Annotated in this window: 13 protein-coding genes and 1 riboswitch; of the genes, 8 read left to right on the top strand and 5 right to left on the bottom strand. The window is 62.9% G+C overall.

Going from position 1 to position 13,136, the window contains the following annotated elements:
* Positions 1-33 precede the first annotated feature (33 nt).
* The 5 genes from J7U39_RS24310 to J7U39_RS24290 all read right to left on the bottom strand — a co-directional run bounded on the left by J7U39_RS24310 (position 34) and on the right by J7U39_RS24290 (position 5,349).
* A complete protein-coding gene (locus J7U39_RS24310) occupies positions 34-1,230 on the bottom strand; it encodes an aminotransferase class V-fold PLP-dependent enzyme (protein ID WP_210632364.1) in 1,197 nt (398 codons plus the stop codon).
* A 137-nt stretch (positions 1,231-1,367) separates the two neighbouring features.
* Entirely contained in the window at positions 1,368-1,880 is a 513-nt protein-coding gene (locus J7U39_RS24305; RefSeq protein ID WP_210632363.1) for a RidA family protein, read from the bottom strand.
* Positions 1,881-1,928: 48 nt separating this feature from the next.
* Positions 1,929-2,798: an ABC transporter permease gene (locus J7U39_RS24300; protein WP_210632362.1), complete on the bottom strand. Its 870-nt coding sequence runs from the start codon at positions 2,796-2,798 to the stop codon at positions 1,929-1,931.
* Positions 2,798-3,739 (bottom strand): ABC transporter permease, encoded by a 942-nt coding sequence (locus tag J7U39_RS24295; RefSeq protein WP_210632361.1) that lies wholly within the window; start codon positions 3,737-3,739, stop codon positions 2,798-2,800. The genes J7U39_RS24300 and J7U39_RS24295 overlap by 1 nt, the downstream gene beginning before the upstream one ends.
* 83 nt (positions 3,740-3,822) lie before the next feature.
* Entirely contained in the window at positions 3,823-5,349 is a 1,527-nt protein-coding gene (locus J7U39_RS24290; protein WP_210632360.1) for an ABC transporter substrate-binding protein, read from the bottom strand.
* A 228-nt stretch (positions 5,350-5,577) separates the two neighbouring features.
* Between J7U39_RS24290 and J7U39_RS24285 the strand changes: the two genes are divergently transcribed.
* The 8 genes from J7U39_RS24285 to J7U39_RS24250 all read left to right on the top strand — a co-directional run bounded on the left by J7U39_RS24285 (position 5,578) and on the right by J7U39_RS24250 (position 13,135).
* Positions 5,578-6,162 (top strand): DUF1349 domain-containing protein, encoded by a 585-nt coding sequence (locus J7U39_RS24285; protein WP_210632359.1) that lies wholly within the window; start codon positions 5,578-5,580, stop codon positions 6,160-6,162.
* A gap of 128 nt (positions 6,163-6,290) precedes the next feature.
* A riboswitch (TPP riboswitch) is annotated at positions 6,291-6,387 on the top strand.
* Between the two features lie 50 nt (positions 6,388-6,437).
* Positions 6,438-7,241, top strand: coding sequence for a hydroxyethylthiazole kinase (gene thiM / locus J7U39_RS24280; protein WP_210632358.1), 804 nt, complete (start codon positions 6,438-6,440; stop codon positions 7,239-7,241).
* Positions 7,238-7,873, top strand: a complete 636-nt coding sequence (thiE, locus tag J7U39_RS24275) for a thiamine phosphate synthase (protein ID WP_210632357.1) — start codon at positions 7,238-7,240, stop codon at positions 7,871-7,873. The genes thiM and thiE overlap by 4 nt, the downstream gene beginning before the upstream one ends.
* Positions 7,870-8,679: a bifunctional hydroxymethylpyrimidine kinase/phosphomethylpyrimidine kinase gene (thiD, locus tag J7U39_RS24270; RefSeq protein WP_210632356.1), complete on the top strand. Its 810-nt coding sequence runs from the start codon at positions 7,870-7,872 to the stop codon at positions 8,677-8,679. Before thiE ends, thiD begins: the two co-directional genes overlap by 4 nt.
* A 207-nt stretch (positions 8,680-8,886) precedes the next feature.
* Positions 8,887-9,366 carry a GNAT family N-acetyltransferase gene (locus J7U39_RS24265; protein ID WP_210632355.1) on the top strand — a complete coding sequence of 160 codons (480 nt, stop codon included), beginning with the start codon at positions 8,887-8,889 and terminating at the stop codon, positions 9,364-9,366.
* Positions 9,367-9,390: 24 nt separating this feature from the next.
* The gene (locus tag J7U39_RS24260; protein ID WP_210632354.1) at positions 9,391-10,413 is read left to right on the top strand and encodes a glycoside hydrolase family 3 N-terminal domain-containing protein; all 1,023 of its coding nucleotides are present in this window, start codon (positions 9,391-9,393) and stop codon (positions 10,411-10,413) included.
* A gap of 43 nt (positions 10,414-10,456) precedes the next feature.
* Complete coding sequence (locus tag J7U39_RS24255; protein WP_210632353.1) at positions 10,457-12,103, top strand: ABC transporter substrate-binding protein; 1,647 nt, start codon at positions 10,457-10,459, stop codon at positions 12,101-12,103.
* A gap of 54 nt (positions 12,104-12,157) precedes the next feature.
* Entirely contained in the window at positions 12,158-13,135 is a 978-nt protein-coding gene (locus J7U39_RS24250; protein ID WP_210632352.1) for an ABC transporter permease, read from the top strand.
* Position 13,136: the final 1 nt, after the last annotated feature.

The raw sequence follows: 13,136 nt of genomic DNA, 5'->3' as shown, positions 1-13,136 counted from the left end.
TCGGCTCCTCTTGCGGCGGATGAGAACGGCGGGTCAATCCGGCCAGCGCAGCAATCCGTCGAAGCGGTGCCGGCTGCGGTTTTCGATCGGGGTTGCGATGATCTCGTTGGAGGCGCGCGCCTTGTCGAGCTCCTCAGCAAGACGGTTTGCGACGATCACCTCCTGGCCCGGATGCAGGTTGCAGGGGTCGAGATAGAAATAGCGGTGCTCCACCTCGTGGTCGCGCACGATGATCGGCGGGTTGCCTCTCGCCAGCGCATCGGCCAGATCCCAGGCGGTGATATGGGCCTGTTCGGGATCGACGATGAGACGCAGACGGTCGAGCGGATTGTTGGTGGGGTCGGGCTCGATCAGCGCGGTGACGCCGGGACGACCCTGGAGGGTCTTCTTCCAGAGATTGAGATAGCCGGTCTCGCGTTCGCGGATGCCGGCATGGTCGCGCCTTTCCCAGGCTTCCAGCGCCGCCATGACGCCGAAAATGCTCTCCTTGCCTACCTTCATGCCGCGGCCGATGCCCATATTCTGCAGGAAGGCATGGCGCACCAAATCCTTCCTGCCGGCAACGACGCCGGAGGTCGGGCCGCCGAGAAACTTGTGGCCGGAATAAAGCGCGATATCAGCCCCCTGCTCCAGGAAAATCTTGAGGTCATATTCCGATGCCGCATCGACGATAACGGGCACCCCCTTGGCATGGGCGATCTCGACGAATTCCTTGAGGTTCAAGAGGCCGTAATCGACGACGTGGTGGGAAACGACATAGACGGCGGCTGCGGTTTTGTCGGTGATGGCGTTTTCCATATGGAAGCGATGGGTCGAAGTCGCCTGTCCCACAAGCACGACCTTGCCGCCGGCAAGCCGGATTGCCTGGTCGACGGGCGCACCGTAGCTGACCACATGGCCCATCTGCACCAGCACTTCGTTCTTCTCAGACACGGCATCCGGCAGCCTCTCGATAGCCAGCAGATTGTTGCCGGTGATCGCACCGGCGACGGTAAGCGAAATACCGGCCGAGCAGGAGGCGGTGACGAAGCCCGCCTCGCCGCCGGTCAGCCGGGCGATGACGCCGCTTGCCTTGCGCTGCAGGTCGTTGATCTCGGCGAAGTGCGGCAGGATGGACGCCATCGCCGCGATCGCCTCGGGAACGACGATCGAAGCGCCAAGGCTGGTCATCGTGCCGGACACATTGATGACGGGACGAAGGCCGAGCGAAGGTCTGATATCATCGGGCATGAAGATCTCCGGAAGTCTGGGGCGAAGGGCGAAACATGGGGCGGTCGTCCGGCAGTGTCGAACAGCCGGAGAACGGACGCGGGTTAAGATAGGAAAAGGTCATCCGAAGACCACTCCAAACATGAAAACACACCTCGTCATCCATGCAAAGCGACGATCGCCTCGATCTCGACGGTGATATTGCCGGGCAGCGAGCCGAAGCCGACGGCCGAGCGGGCATGTTCGCCTGCCGCTCCGAAGACCGCGATCAACAGGTCGGAACAGCCGTTGATGACGCTCGGATGGTCCTCGAACTCGGGTACGGCGTTGACCATGCCGAGCAGCTTGACCACCCGCCTGACGCGCGAGAGATCGCCGAGCGCCTCATGCATGACGGCAAGCAGGTTGATGCCGGTCAGCCGCGCATGCCGGTACGCCTCGTCGACACCGACGCCGCCGCCGACCTTGCCGGCATGCAGGAAGCCATCGGCTTCGCGCGGCCCCTGGCCGGATAGATAGAGCATGCTGCCTTCCACCACATGCGTCACGAAATTGGCAATCGGCGGTGGCGGCGGCGGCAGCGTTATGCCAAGAGCGGCTAACCGTTGGTAAGGCGAATTCTCGACCTTGCCGGCTGCGGCGGGGAACTGATTCACGCGAACTCCTGTCATGCGAATTTCGATTGGCGAATTTGGATTGGCCGACCGCTGGTCGACGGATCAAAGGTCCTTGCGAAGTCTCGGGTCGAGCATGTCCCTCAGGCCGTCGCCGACCATCTGCAGCGACAGCACCGAGAGAACGATCGCGACGCCGGGGAAAAGCGTCATCCAGTCGGCCTGGCCGATATATTGCCGGCCGGCGGCGATCATCGTTCCCCAGGTTGGGATCTCGGGGCTGACGCCGAGGCCGAGAAAGGACAGGCCGGCCTCGGCAAGCATGGCGCTGGCGAAGAGGAATGTGCCCTGCACCAGGATCGGCGACAGCAGATTGCGCAGCACATGCCGCGTCATGATGTGGAAGGTCGAAATCCCGAGCGCCCTCGCCGCCTCGACATAGGGCAGCTCGCGAATAACGAGCGTCGAGGCTCGCACGATGCGGGCAAGGCGCGGCGCATAGACGACCGACAACGCGATGATGACGGTCGTCAATGACGGGCCGAGGGCGGCGACCAGCGCGATCGCCAGCAGAATATCGGGGAAAGCCATCATCGCGTCGATCAGCCGGGCTATCGGCGTATCGAGCTTCTGGAAGAAGCCGGCGAGCAGGCCGAGCGTGACGCCAATTGCGGCCGAAAGCGCGACGACCGCAGCCCCGACGAACAGCGACAGGCGGCCCGCGAAGATCGTGCGCGAGAAGACGTCGCGACCGAACTCGTCAGTGCCGAAGAAGAAGGTGCCGCTCGGCGGCTTCAGTCGGTTGACGATGGAAAGCTTCGACGGCGAATAGGGCGCGACTACAGGCGCGAAGGCCGCCAGCAGCACGAAGATCGCCAGGATCAGCAGGCCGAAGGCCACCGTCCTGCGCTTCATCAGGCGGCGGACGAATTTGCCGCCTTCGCTTTCGGCTGGTTTGATTGCGATATCGGCCATCAGTAGCGCACCCTCGGATCGACCAGCAGGTAGAGCATGTCGATCGCAAAATTGATCAGCACATAGAGCGCGGCGATGACGAGCAGCGCCCCTTGGATGACGGGATAATCGCGGCGCAACACCGCCGAAACGACGAGATTGCCGACACCCGGCAGGCCGAAGACTGTTTCGGTGACAACAGCGCCCGAAATCAGCACCGCCGCCGTCAGGCCGAGCACCGTCAGGATCGGGATCAGCGCATTCCTCAACGCGTGCTTGAGGATGACCTTGCGCTCGATCAAGCCCTTGGCGCGGGCCGTGCGGATATAATCGTCGCCGAGCACATCGAGCATCGAGGCGCGGGTGAAGCGCAGGATCAACGCCGAGGAGACGATGCCAAGCGCAAAGGCCGGCAGGGTCAGGTGATACATCCGGTCGATGAAGGTCGAGCCCGGGCCGCCATATCCCGAGACCGGGAAGAGATTGAACCGCACGGCGAAGAACTGCATGAGAATGAGCCCGAGCCAGAAGCTCGGAATGCTGGCGGCGAACATGGCGAGCGTCGTTGCCGCCTGGTCAATGAAGGAACCGCGCCGATAGGCGGCATAGATGCCGATCGGCAGGGCGATGGCGCTGGCAATGGCAAGCGAAAACAGCGTCAGGAAGAAGGTCGGCTCGGCCCGGTCGATGAGGGCCGATGTGACGGGCATGTTCAGGAAGATCGACTGGCCGAGATCACCCTTCAGCAACTGGCCGATATAATAGACATATTGCAACCCGAGCGATTGATCGAGGCCGAGCCGGGTTCGGAGATCGGCAATATCCTGCGGCGTCGCATCCGGCCCGAGCATAACGGCGGCCGGATCTCCCGGCGTCACACGCACGATGACGAAGACGATCGTGACGACGAGAAACATCACGACGATCATGCCGAACAGGCGCTGGAGGATGTAGCGGATCATGAATGCCGGCCTTCAAGCCCTTGCAGATGCGGCAGAAAAGATGACCGGTACCGGTCCCGAAGGACCGGTGCCGGCGGTGATGCTCACTTCTTGATCGAAGCGTTCCAGAAATACGGCCAGGGAGCCGGATCGACTCCTTCGAGCTTGACCGACTTCGCCGAGACGGCGTTGAAATCGCCGATCTTCATGAAGGGCGCGTCGGTATAAACCGCCTTCTGAACATCCGCCCAGAGCGCCACGCGCTTCGTCGGGTCGACCTCGGAGGTGAAGGCATCGACGGCGGCCTTGCGGGCTGGCGTGTCCCACCAGCCCGGCGAACTAGTCGAGAGCGAGCCGATGAGGGCCGGCTCCGGCAGGAAGGGGCTGTGGGTGATATAGATATCCCAGAGCTTCGGATCGGTGCGGCGCTGCGTCAGCGTCGCCCAGTCCACCACCTGCATATCGACGGTGAAGCCGGCAAGCTTCAGATATTCGGCGGCGACCTGCGCCATCTTGTAATGGAACTCGTATTGACGGCTGGTCAGGATGCGGATCGGCTCGCCGTTGTAACCCGCTTTCTTGGCGGCAGCCGCCGCCCCTTCCGGATCGGCGACATTATAGGCGCCCTCGACGCCGGCATCCGTCGACCAGGCAAAGGTCTTGGGGTAGATGGCGCCGTCGAGCGCATAAAAATCCTTGCTGCCGAAGGCTGCCGCCAGCATGTCTTCCATGCTGAGCGCTTGGCGGATCGCCTTGCGGACCTCGACGTTGGCAGCCACACCTTCCTTCGTATTGAAGACGAAGACCGGATAACCGAAGGGCTTCAGCATGACCGGCTGCGAGGCAGTCGACGCCTTCAGCTTGTCGTAGGATTCGACCGCGATCGAGTCGACATAATCATATTGGCCCGAAATGGCGGCCTCGACGCGGGTGTTCGGATCCGGCACCGGCACGAAGCGGATTTCATCGAGATATTGATGGCGGGCGCCGCCGTAACCATTGCCGTCGCCCTCGCGTGACTTATAGCCGTCGAAGCGGACGAGCTGGATATATTGGTCGGCCTTGCGCTCCTTCAGCATATAGGGGCCGGTGCCAATGAATTCCTTCATCGGTTCGTCCTGCTTTTCGGAAGGGATGATGATCGCCGCCGAATTGTTGAAGGCGAGCAACGAGGTCAGCGGCGCATAGGGCTGCTTCAGGGTGATGGTGACGGTCGAAGGATCGGTCGCGGCGATCTTGCCGATGAAGCCCGCCACCTGCTTGCCGCGCGAGGCGATCTTCGTCCAGCGGCCAAGCGAGGCGACAACATCCTCGGACGTCATGTCTGTATTGTCGTGGAACTTGATGCCGGTCCTCAGCTTGATCGTATAGGTTTTGCCGTCGGCGCTGATCTCCGGCAGGCTTTCGGCCAGCAGCGGCGTGACGTTCCAACTCTTGTCGAAGGTGTAGAGCGTTTCGAAAATATGCTGGGTGACGATGCCGACAAGATCAGCCGTCGACGACATCGGATCGAGCGTCGGCGGCTCGCCGATCGTCGCGACATTGATGACGCCGCCCTTTTCCTGGGCAAGCAGGGCGGACGGCAGGGCGACGAGCGCGGTACCGAGCAGGAATGCGACCAGTGTTTTCATGTGATGGCTCCCGTTTAGTTCCATTATTATGCAATTCATCTTTTTGTAACAGAATAAGAACTGGATCGATCCTGTCAAGCGCGGGCGACGGATTATGCAGCCGCGGATAGCGCGACGCCGAAAAAGCACCATCTTCATCTGCGGCTGTCTGCGCTGCATGAAAGCGGCATGATATGCCAAAGTCAGGTGGTCGCCTGCGGTCAGGCTTCAACAGAACGGGAGAACGGGATGAGCATCGATTTCAACAAAGGAAAGTGGCTGAACGAGCCGGCCAGCTGGCGCGCAGACGAAACCAGCCTCACCCTGACGACCGACGAGAAAACCGATTTTTGGTGCGAAACCTATTACGGCTTCACCCGCGACAACGGCCATTTCCTCGCTTTTCCCACCGGTGACAGCTTCACCGCCGAGATCCGCATCCAGGGCGAATTCCGCACCCTCTACGATCAGGCCGGCCTGATGGTGCGCCTCGACGAAACACGCTGGGTGAAGTCAGGCGTCGAATTCACCGACGGCGAAGCCTTCCTCAGCGCCGTCGTCACCGACGGCAGATCCGACTGGTCGGTGTCCCAGCCCTTCAAGGAACTCGAAGATTTCCACATCCGCGTCACCGTTGCAGGCGGCGCCATGCGCATCCAGGCCTCCCGCGACGGCAGCCGCTGGCCGCTGCTGCGGCTAGCGCCCTTCCCGGCTGCCGACCGCTATGAAGTCGGGCCGGCGGCCTGCACGCCGGAGCGCAGCGGGTTGAGGGTGCGGTTTTCGGAGTTTTCGATCGGGCCGGCGATTACGACGGATCTTCACGATTTGAGTTAGCCGGATAGGATGCGATCGGGATTGCATTCCTGAGCAGCAACGTTCACGCCTAAAGCGCAGCCGCAAGGAGAGTACCGAACCCTCATTTTCGAGATGACATCCGCCCCGTTCTCTGCGAAAAAGAGCGCGATGAGAGACAGGGGCGCCCGTCGACAGACGGGCTGAGAAGCACCCTTCGAACCTGAACCGGATAATGCCGGCGGAGGGAGTCGCTCGGGGTCGCGGTTTCGCCCGCACGAATTGCCCCGTGCCCGCCCCCGCCTGAAAGGGGCGCCATGCAAAACAAGATCACGTCGGGAGCCATGCTGAAGGCGATGCGCGAAAAGCCGCCGCTCGTCCAGTGCATCACCAATTATGTCGCCATGAACATCGCGGCCAATGTTCTGCTTGCGTCGGGCGCCTCGCCCGCCATGGTGCACGCCGCTGAAGAAGCCGGCGAATTCGCCGGCATCGCGAATGCATTGACCATCAACATCGGCACGCTTTCGACGCAATGGATCGAAGGCATGCAGACGGCGGCGAGGGCCGCCAACGCAGCCGGCAAACCATGGGTCCTCGATCCGGTCGCGCATTACGCGACGGCCTTCCGCCGCGGAGCGGTCGCCGATCTCCTGGCGCTGAAGCCGACGATCATCCGCGGCAATGCTTCCGAGATCATCGCCCTTGCCGGCGGAGAGAGCCGCGGCCAGGGCGTCGACAGCCGCGACCCGGTCGAGCAGGCGGAAGGCTCGGCGCGGCGGCTCGCCGAGCGGCAGCGGGCGGTGGTCGCCGTCACCGGTGCGGCCGATTTCGTCACCGATGGTGAAAGAGCCGTGCGCATCAAAGGCGGATCGGTCCTGATGCCGCAGGTCACCGCACTCGGCTGCTCGCTCACCTGCCTGATCGGCGCCTTTGCCGCGACCGCCCCTGAGGATACGTTCGGGGCGACAGTTGCGGCCCTTGCGACCTTCTCCGTCGCGGGCGAGGATGCCGCCCTCGGGGCGGCCGGCCCCGGCTCCTTCGCTTGGCGTTTCCTCGATGCGCTGTCAGCCCTGGACGCCGAAACGCTCGATGCCCGGGCAAGGATTTCGGCCGTATGAAGGTTTTCGACCTTTCGCTCTATCTCGTCCTCGACCCCGAACTCTGCGCCGGGATCGGCATGGTCGAGACCGCGCGCCTTGCCGTTGCCGGCGGCGCCACGATGGTGCAACTGCGCGACAAACATGCGGGCACGACCAGAATGATCGAGACCGGCCGAGCCTTGAAACAAGCGCTTGCGGGAACCGGCGCCCTGCTCATCGTCAACGACGATGTCGAGGCGGCGATCGCCATAAGTGCCGACGGCCTGCATATCGGCCAGGAGGACATGGACGCGCGCACGGCACGGACGATGATCGGTCCCGACATGATCCTCGGCCTCTCGGTCGAGACAGCGCCGCTTGCCACGGCCGTCGATCCTGGTCTCGTCGATTATGCCGGCGTCGGACCGGTCTTTGCGACGCCGACCAAGGCCGACCACAAGCAGCCGATCGGCTTTGACGGTCTGGCAAGGCTGGTGAAGGCTTCGCCGGTGCCGTCAGTCGCCATCGGCGGCCTCAAGGCGAACCACGTGGCCGAGGTATTTGCCGCAGGCGCCAATGGGCTTGCCGTCGTCTCAGCCATCGCCGGCACGCCGGACCCCGAGGCGGCCACGCGCCGCATCGCCGCAGAAATCCGAAAGGTCCGCCCATGATCCGCAACGTTCTCTCCATCGCCGGCTCCGATCCCTCGGGCGGTGCCGGCATCCAGGCCGATCTCAAGGCCTTTTCCGCCCGCGGCGTCTACGGCATGGCGGTGCTGACCGCGCTGACGGCGCAGAACACGCAAGGGGTGAGCGGCGTGCATCTGGTGCCGCCGCAATTCGTCGCCGACCAGATCGATGCCGTCTTTGCCGATGTGCGCGTCGACGCCGTCAAGATCGGCATGATCGCCAATGCCGGCATCGCCGAGGCCGTTGCCGCAGCCCTCGCGCACCGGCGTGGCATCCCCGTCGTTCTCGACCCGGTGATGATCGCCAAGGGGGGCGCCGCCCTGCTCGCACCTGAAGCGGTCGACGTGCTGACCAGGCGGCTGCTGCCACTTGCCACGCTTCTCACCCCGAACCTGCCGGAAGCCGCCGCACTTCTGCACCAGCCGGTCGCGACAAACCGGGCCGAGATGGCCGCCCAGGCCGAGCGGCTGCGCGCCCTTGGTCCGGCCGCCGTGCTGGTCAAGGGCGGACACCTCGACGGTGACGAAAGCCCCGACGTGCTTGCCACTGCCGACGGCCTGCACTGGTTCGAGGCGCGACGCGTGCCGACCAAGAATACCCACGGCACCGGCTGCACGCTGTCCAGCGCGCTGGCCGCCGAACTCGCCAAAGGCGACTCGACGCCAGGGGCTGTTGCCACTGCCAAGGACTATCTCGCCGGCGCGGTCGTAGCCGCCGGAAAGCTCAGCGTCGGCTCCGGCCACGGTCCGGTGCAGCATTTCCACGCGCTCTGGCAAGAGGGCGAATAGGCGCTGGCATCGGCAAACAGATGCAAATGTAAAACGGCCCGGCTTGTTCCGGGCCGTTTTGCATTGGACCCATACCGCACGTCGAGGCCGCAACGAGAACAGTCGCGTCCAAGAAAATCCCTGTTGACAAGCCTTCTGAGATGGCCAAGTCTATGACATTAAAAGGGGATATATTCCGCAATAACGGAACATCCAGAGGAGAGACGGGTGCCGGACCTGCTTGTGAGCTTATATTCCACCAGGCTCGCCGAACTGAAAGAGCGGGCTGACGTCGTCGGCGCCTCCATCCGTCCGGCTCTTCCTGCGGAACTGCACCTCGTGGTCAACTGGGTTCGCGAACAATTCAGCGAGAATTGGGCGAGCGAGGTTTCGGTCGCTTTTTCCCGCCAGCCCGTCGCCTGCCTGATATCAGTCGAAGGCGGCAAGCTGCTTGGCTTTGCCTGCTACGACACCACGGCGCGTGGCTTCTTCGGCCCGACCGGCGTCGATTCCGGAGCACGCGGCAGGGGCATCGGCCTCGCGCTGTTTTCCGCCTGCCTTCAGACGATGAAGACGCTCGGCCATGCCTACGCCTTCATCGGCGATGCCGGCCCCGTCGACTTCTACGCCAGGACCGCAGGCGCCATCGTTATCCCCGCCCCCGACAAGGGCATTTACGAAGGCATGCTCAGAAGCGCGCCGAAATGACCATCTGATACCGGAGTTCCAGAATTGTCCTCGACCCCTCTTGCCCTTTTCGTCGGGCTTCCGAATCCCATCATATCGGATTATGAATTCGCGCTCTTTCGCGACACCAACCCGCTCGGCCTTTTCGTCGGGCGGCGCAATCAGCGCGAGCCGGAGCAGACGAGGCGGCTGATCGAGCGCTTTCGCGAAGCCGTCGGCCGCGACGATGCGCCTGTCTTCACCGACCAGGAAGGCGGGCGCGTCCAACACCTCGACGCCGGTCCCTGGCCGCTCTTCCGCAGCTTCGGCCAGTTCGCCGACCTGGCGCGGCGCGATCTCGATCTCGGCAAAAAGGCACTGCGCCTGTCCTCCCAGGCCATGGGCGCGATGATGACGGAACTCGGCCTTTCCAGCGGCTGCTCGCCCGTTCTCGACCTCGTCTTCGAGACGACGAGCGCGGTCATCGGCGCCCGCTCCTTCGGCCCCGATCCGGACTTCATCGCCGCCCTCGGCCGCGAGGTGGTCGACGGCCTGCTAGAGACCGGCAACATGCCCGTCATGAAGCATATTCCCGGCCATGGCCGCGCCACGCTCGACTCCCACAAGGAGCGTCCGGTGGTCGATGCCAGCCGCGAAACGCTCATCGCCACCGATTTCAAGCCGTTCGTCACGCTGAAGGATACGCCCTGGGCCATGGTCGCCCATGTCGTCTATTCGGCTTATGACGCGGAGCTGCCGGCTTCGATCTCGCCTGTTATGCACGACCTGATCCGCAAGGAGATGGGCTATGAGGGCGTGCTGATATCCGACTGCATCTTCATGCAGTCGCTCTCCGGCACCCTGCCGGAACGCGTCGCCCAAGTGCTCGACGCGGGCTTCGATATCGCCCTCCACAGCCACGGTGACGTCAGGGAAAGCGAAGCCGCAGCCAAGGCCGCCCGCCCGCTGACCGACGCCGCTCTCAAGCGCATCGCCGCCGGCAAGGCCCGCCTCGGCAATCTCAAGATCGATTATCGCGCCGCTCACCGGCAAGTCGAAGACATGTTTGCCAGCGTGCCGGCCGCCTGACCGGCACATCATTTTTCACGTATAAGAAGAAGGGGAATGGAACATGAAAAAATATCTTCTTGGGGCCGCAGCACTCACGCTGATTTCGGGATCCGCCATGGCGCAGACGATCCTGACGGCGAATATCGAACCGGCAACCACCTGGGTTCGCAACTTCAACCCGTTCAACCAGACTTCGTCGCGCCAGTCGACGCTCGACTTCATCTACGAGCCGCTGGTGATTTTCAATCGCTTCGACAGCAACAAGCCAGTCTATCGCCTGGCCGAAAGCTTCAAGCTCTCCGACGATCTGAAGAGCATCGAATTCAAGCTGCGCCGGAACCTGAAATGGTCTGATGGCAAGCCGCTGACCGCATCCGACGTCAAGTTCACCTATGACTATCTGAAGAAATTCCCGGCGCTCGATTTCGTCAGCATCTGGACGTTCGTCACCGACGTCCAAGCCGTCGACGGCCAGACGGTGCGCTTCACCCTCGCCAATCCGAGCTCGCTTGCCGCCGAGCAGATCTCGCAGCTGCCAATCGTTCCCGAACATGTCTGGAAGGACGTCGCCGATCCCGTCACCTTCGCCAACGAGACCCCGGTCGGCAGCGGCCCGCTGACGGAGGTGCCGCGCTTCACCGGCCAGACCTACGACCAGTGCCGCAACCCGAACTATTGGGACAACGCGCATCTGAAGATCGACTGCATGCGCTTTCCGCAGCTTGCCGACAACAATCAGATCCTGACGGCAACCGCCGACGGCACGCTCGACTGGGGCGTCTCCTTCATTCCCGACATCGACAATGTCTATGTCTCGAAGGACCCGGCGCATTTCCACTATTGGTATTCGCCGAGCAGCATGGTCGCCTTCCTGTTCAACTTGGAAACCGCAAACGAGAACAACAAGAAGGCCTTCAACGATGTGAAGTTCCGCCGCGCCGTCGGCATGGCGCTCGACCGCAAGACGATGATCGACGTCGCCGGCTACGGCTACCCGACGCTGAACGAAGACCCCGGCCTGATGGGTGAACTCTACAAGAGCTGGGCAGACCCTTCCATCAAGGCCGACTTCGGCAAATACGCGACCTATGACGCCGACGCGGCCAAGGCGCTGCTCGACGAGGCCGGCTACAAGGACAAGGATGGCGACGGCTTCCGCGACAATTCCGACGGCAGCAAGATCGCCTTCTCGATCATCGTCCCGAACTCCTGGACGGACTGGGTCGACACCGTCAACATCGCCGTCGAAGGCATGCAGGCGGTCGGCATCGATGCCAAGATCGAAACGCCTGAAGAAGCCGTATGGACCGGCAACCTCATCAACGGCACCTTCGATGCGGCGATCAACAGCCTGCCGGCTTCGGCTTCGCCCTACTATCCCTACAAGCGCGCCTTCAGCGCTTCGGACAAAGGCAAGACCCGCTTCACCGCGCAGCGCTGGTTCAACCCGGATGTGGAGAAGCTCGTCACCGAGTTCACCCAGACCGCCGACCTCGCCAAACAGAAGGAAGCGATGAACAAGGCGCAGCGCATCGTCGCCGAAAACATGCCTGTCATTCCGGTCTTCAACAATCCGAACTGGTACCAGTACAACACCAAGCGTTTCACCGGCTGGTCGACCAAGGAAAATCCCTTCGTCAATCCGTCGATCTCGCGCACCAATCCGGCGCGCCTCTTGAACCTGCTCGCCTTGGAGCCGGTCAAGTAAGGCATTGATCTCGGGAGCGGCGCGTCACGCCGCTCCGCTCACGACGGAGTCCCCATGGCTTTCCTGCTTCGCCGCCTCGTCTTCTACATGGCAGCCTTCACCGCGGCAGCGACGATCAATTTCTTCCTGCCCCGTCTGATGCCGGGCGATCCCGTGCAGATCATGTTTTCGAGCGCCGGCGCCGAATTGCCGCCGGAAAGCCTGCAGGCGCTGAAGCTGACCTTCGGCTTCGTCGACGGTCCGCTCTGGCAGCAATATCTCACCTATCTCGGCAGCATCTTCACCGGCGATCTCGGCCGCTCGATCAAGTATTTCCCGTTGCCGGTCACCTCGGTTCTCGGCCATGCCCTCGTCTGGACCGTCGGCCTGATGGGAACGGCGACGATCGTCAGCTTCGCGCTCGGCACCTTCCTCGGCATCCTCGCCGCCTGGCGGCGCGGCAGCAGGTTCGACGTCATCGTCTCCGTCGGCGCGATCTTCGCGACCTCGGTACCGGCCGTCGTGACGTCGCTGATCGTGCTCTTCATCTTCGGCTTCACGCTCGGCTGGTTTCCGAACGGCTATGCCGCCGATCCGTCGCTCGATCCGGCCTTCAGCCTGCACTATATCGGCAGCGTCGCCTATCACGGCATCCTGCCGATGGTGACCCTCTGCACCGTGCTGATCGGCGGTTTCACCGTCACCATGCGCAACAACATGATCAACCTGCTCGGCGAGGACTATATCGTCATGGCCCGCGCCAAGGGCCTCTCCGACCGGCATGTGATGCTCTGGTATGCGGCGCGCAACGCCCTGCTGCCGACCGTCTCCAGCCTTGCCATCGCCATCGGCACCATCCTCGGCGGCTCGCTGGTGACCGAGGTCGTCTACAACTATCCCGGTCTCGGCAACATTCTCTACCAGGCAATCCTCGCCCGCGATTATCCCGTCATCCAGGGCCAGCTCCTGATCATGACAGCAACCATGCTGATCGCCAATTTCATCGTCGACGTCAGCTATATCTCGCTCGACCCGCGGCTGAAGGGAGCGTGAG

The sequence above is a fragment of the Rhizobium sp. NLR16a genome (assembly GCF_017948245.1).
GTDB lineage: Bacteria > Pseudomonadota > Alphaproteobacteria > Rhizobiales > Rhizobiaceae > Rhizobium.
Note: the sequence above shows the minus strand (reverse complement) of the source record. Positions and strands in the feature narration are given on the sequence as shown.

Bases quoted from the DNA above. Each gene is read 5' to 3' on its own strand.
- J7U39_RS24300 (WP_210632362.1), bottom strand. From the start codon at position 2,798: ATGGCCGATATCGCAATCAAACCAGCCGAAAGCGAAGGCGGCAAATTC.
- J7U39_RS24295 (WP_210632361.1), bottom strand. From the start codon at position 3,739: ATGATCCGCTACATCCTCCAGCGCCTGTTCGGCATGATCGTCGTGATG.
- J7U39_RS24310 (WP_210632364.1), bottom strand. From the start codon at position 1,230: ATGCCCGATGATATCAGACCTTCGCTCGGCCTTCGTCCCGTCATCAAT.
- J7U39_RS24290 (WP_210632360.1), bottom strand. From the start codon at position 5,349: ATGAAAACACTGGTCGCATTCCTGCTCGGTACCGCGCTCGTCGCCCTG.
- J7U39_RS24285 (WP_210632359.1), top strand. From the start codon at position 5,578: ATGAGCATCGATTTCAACAAAGGAAAGTGGCTGAACGAGCCGGCCAGC.
- J7U39_RS24250 (WP_210632352.1), top strand. From the start codon at position 12,158: ATGGCTTTCCTGCTTCGCCGCCTCGTCTTCTACATGGCAGCCTTCACC.
- J7U39_RS24255 (WP_210632353.1), top strand. From the start codon at position 10,457: ATGAAAAAATATCTTCTTGGGGCCGCAGCACTCACGCTGATTTCGGGA.
- thiM (WP_210632358.1), top strand. From the start codon at position 6,438: ATGCAAAACAAGATCACGTCGGGAGCCATGCTGAAGGCGATGCGCGAA.
- J7U39_RS24305 (WP_210632363.1), bottom strand. From the start codon at position 1,880: ATGACAGGAGTTCGCGTGAATCAGTTCCCCGCCGCAGCCGGCAAGGTC.
- thiD (WP_210632356.1), top strand. From the start codon at position 7,870: ATGATCCGCAACGTTCTCTCCATCGCCGGCTCCGATCCCTCGGGCGGT.
- thiE (WP_210632357.1), top strand. From the start codon at position 7,238: ATGAAGGTTTTCGACCTTTCGCTCTATCTCGTCCTCGACCCCGAACTC.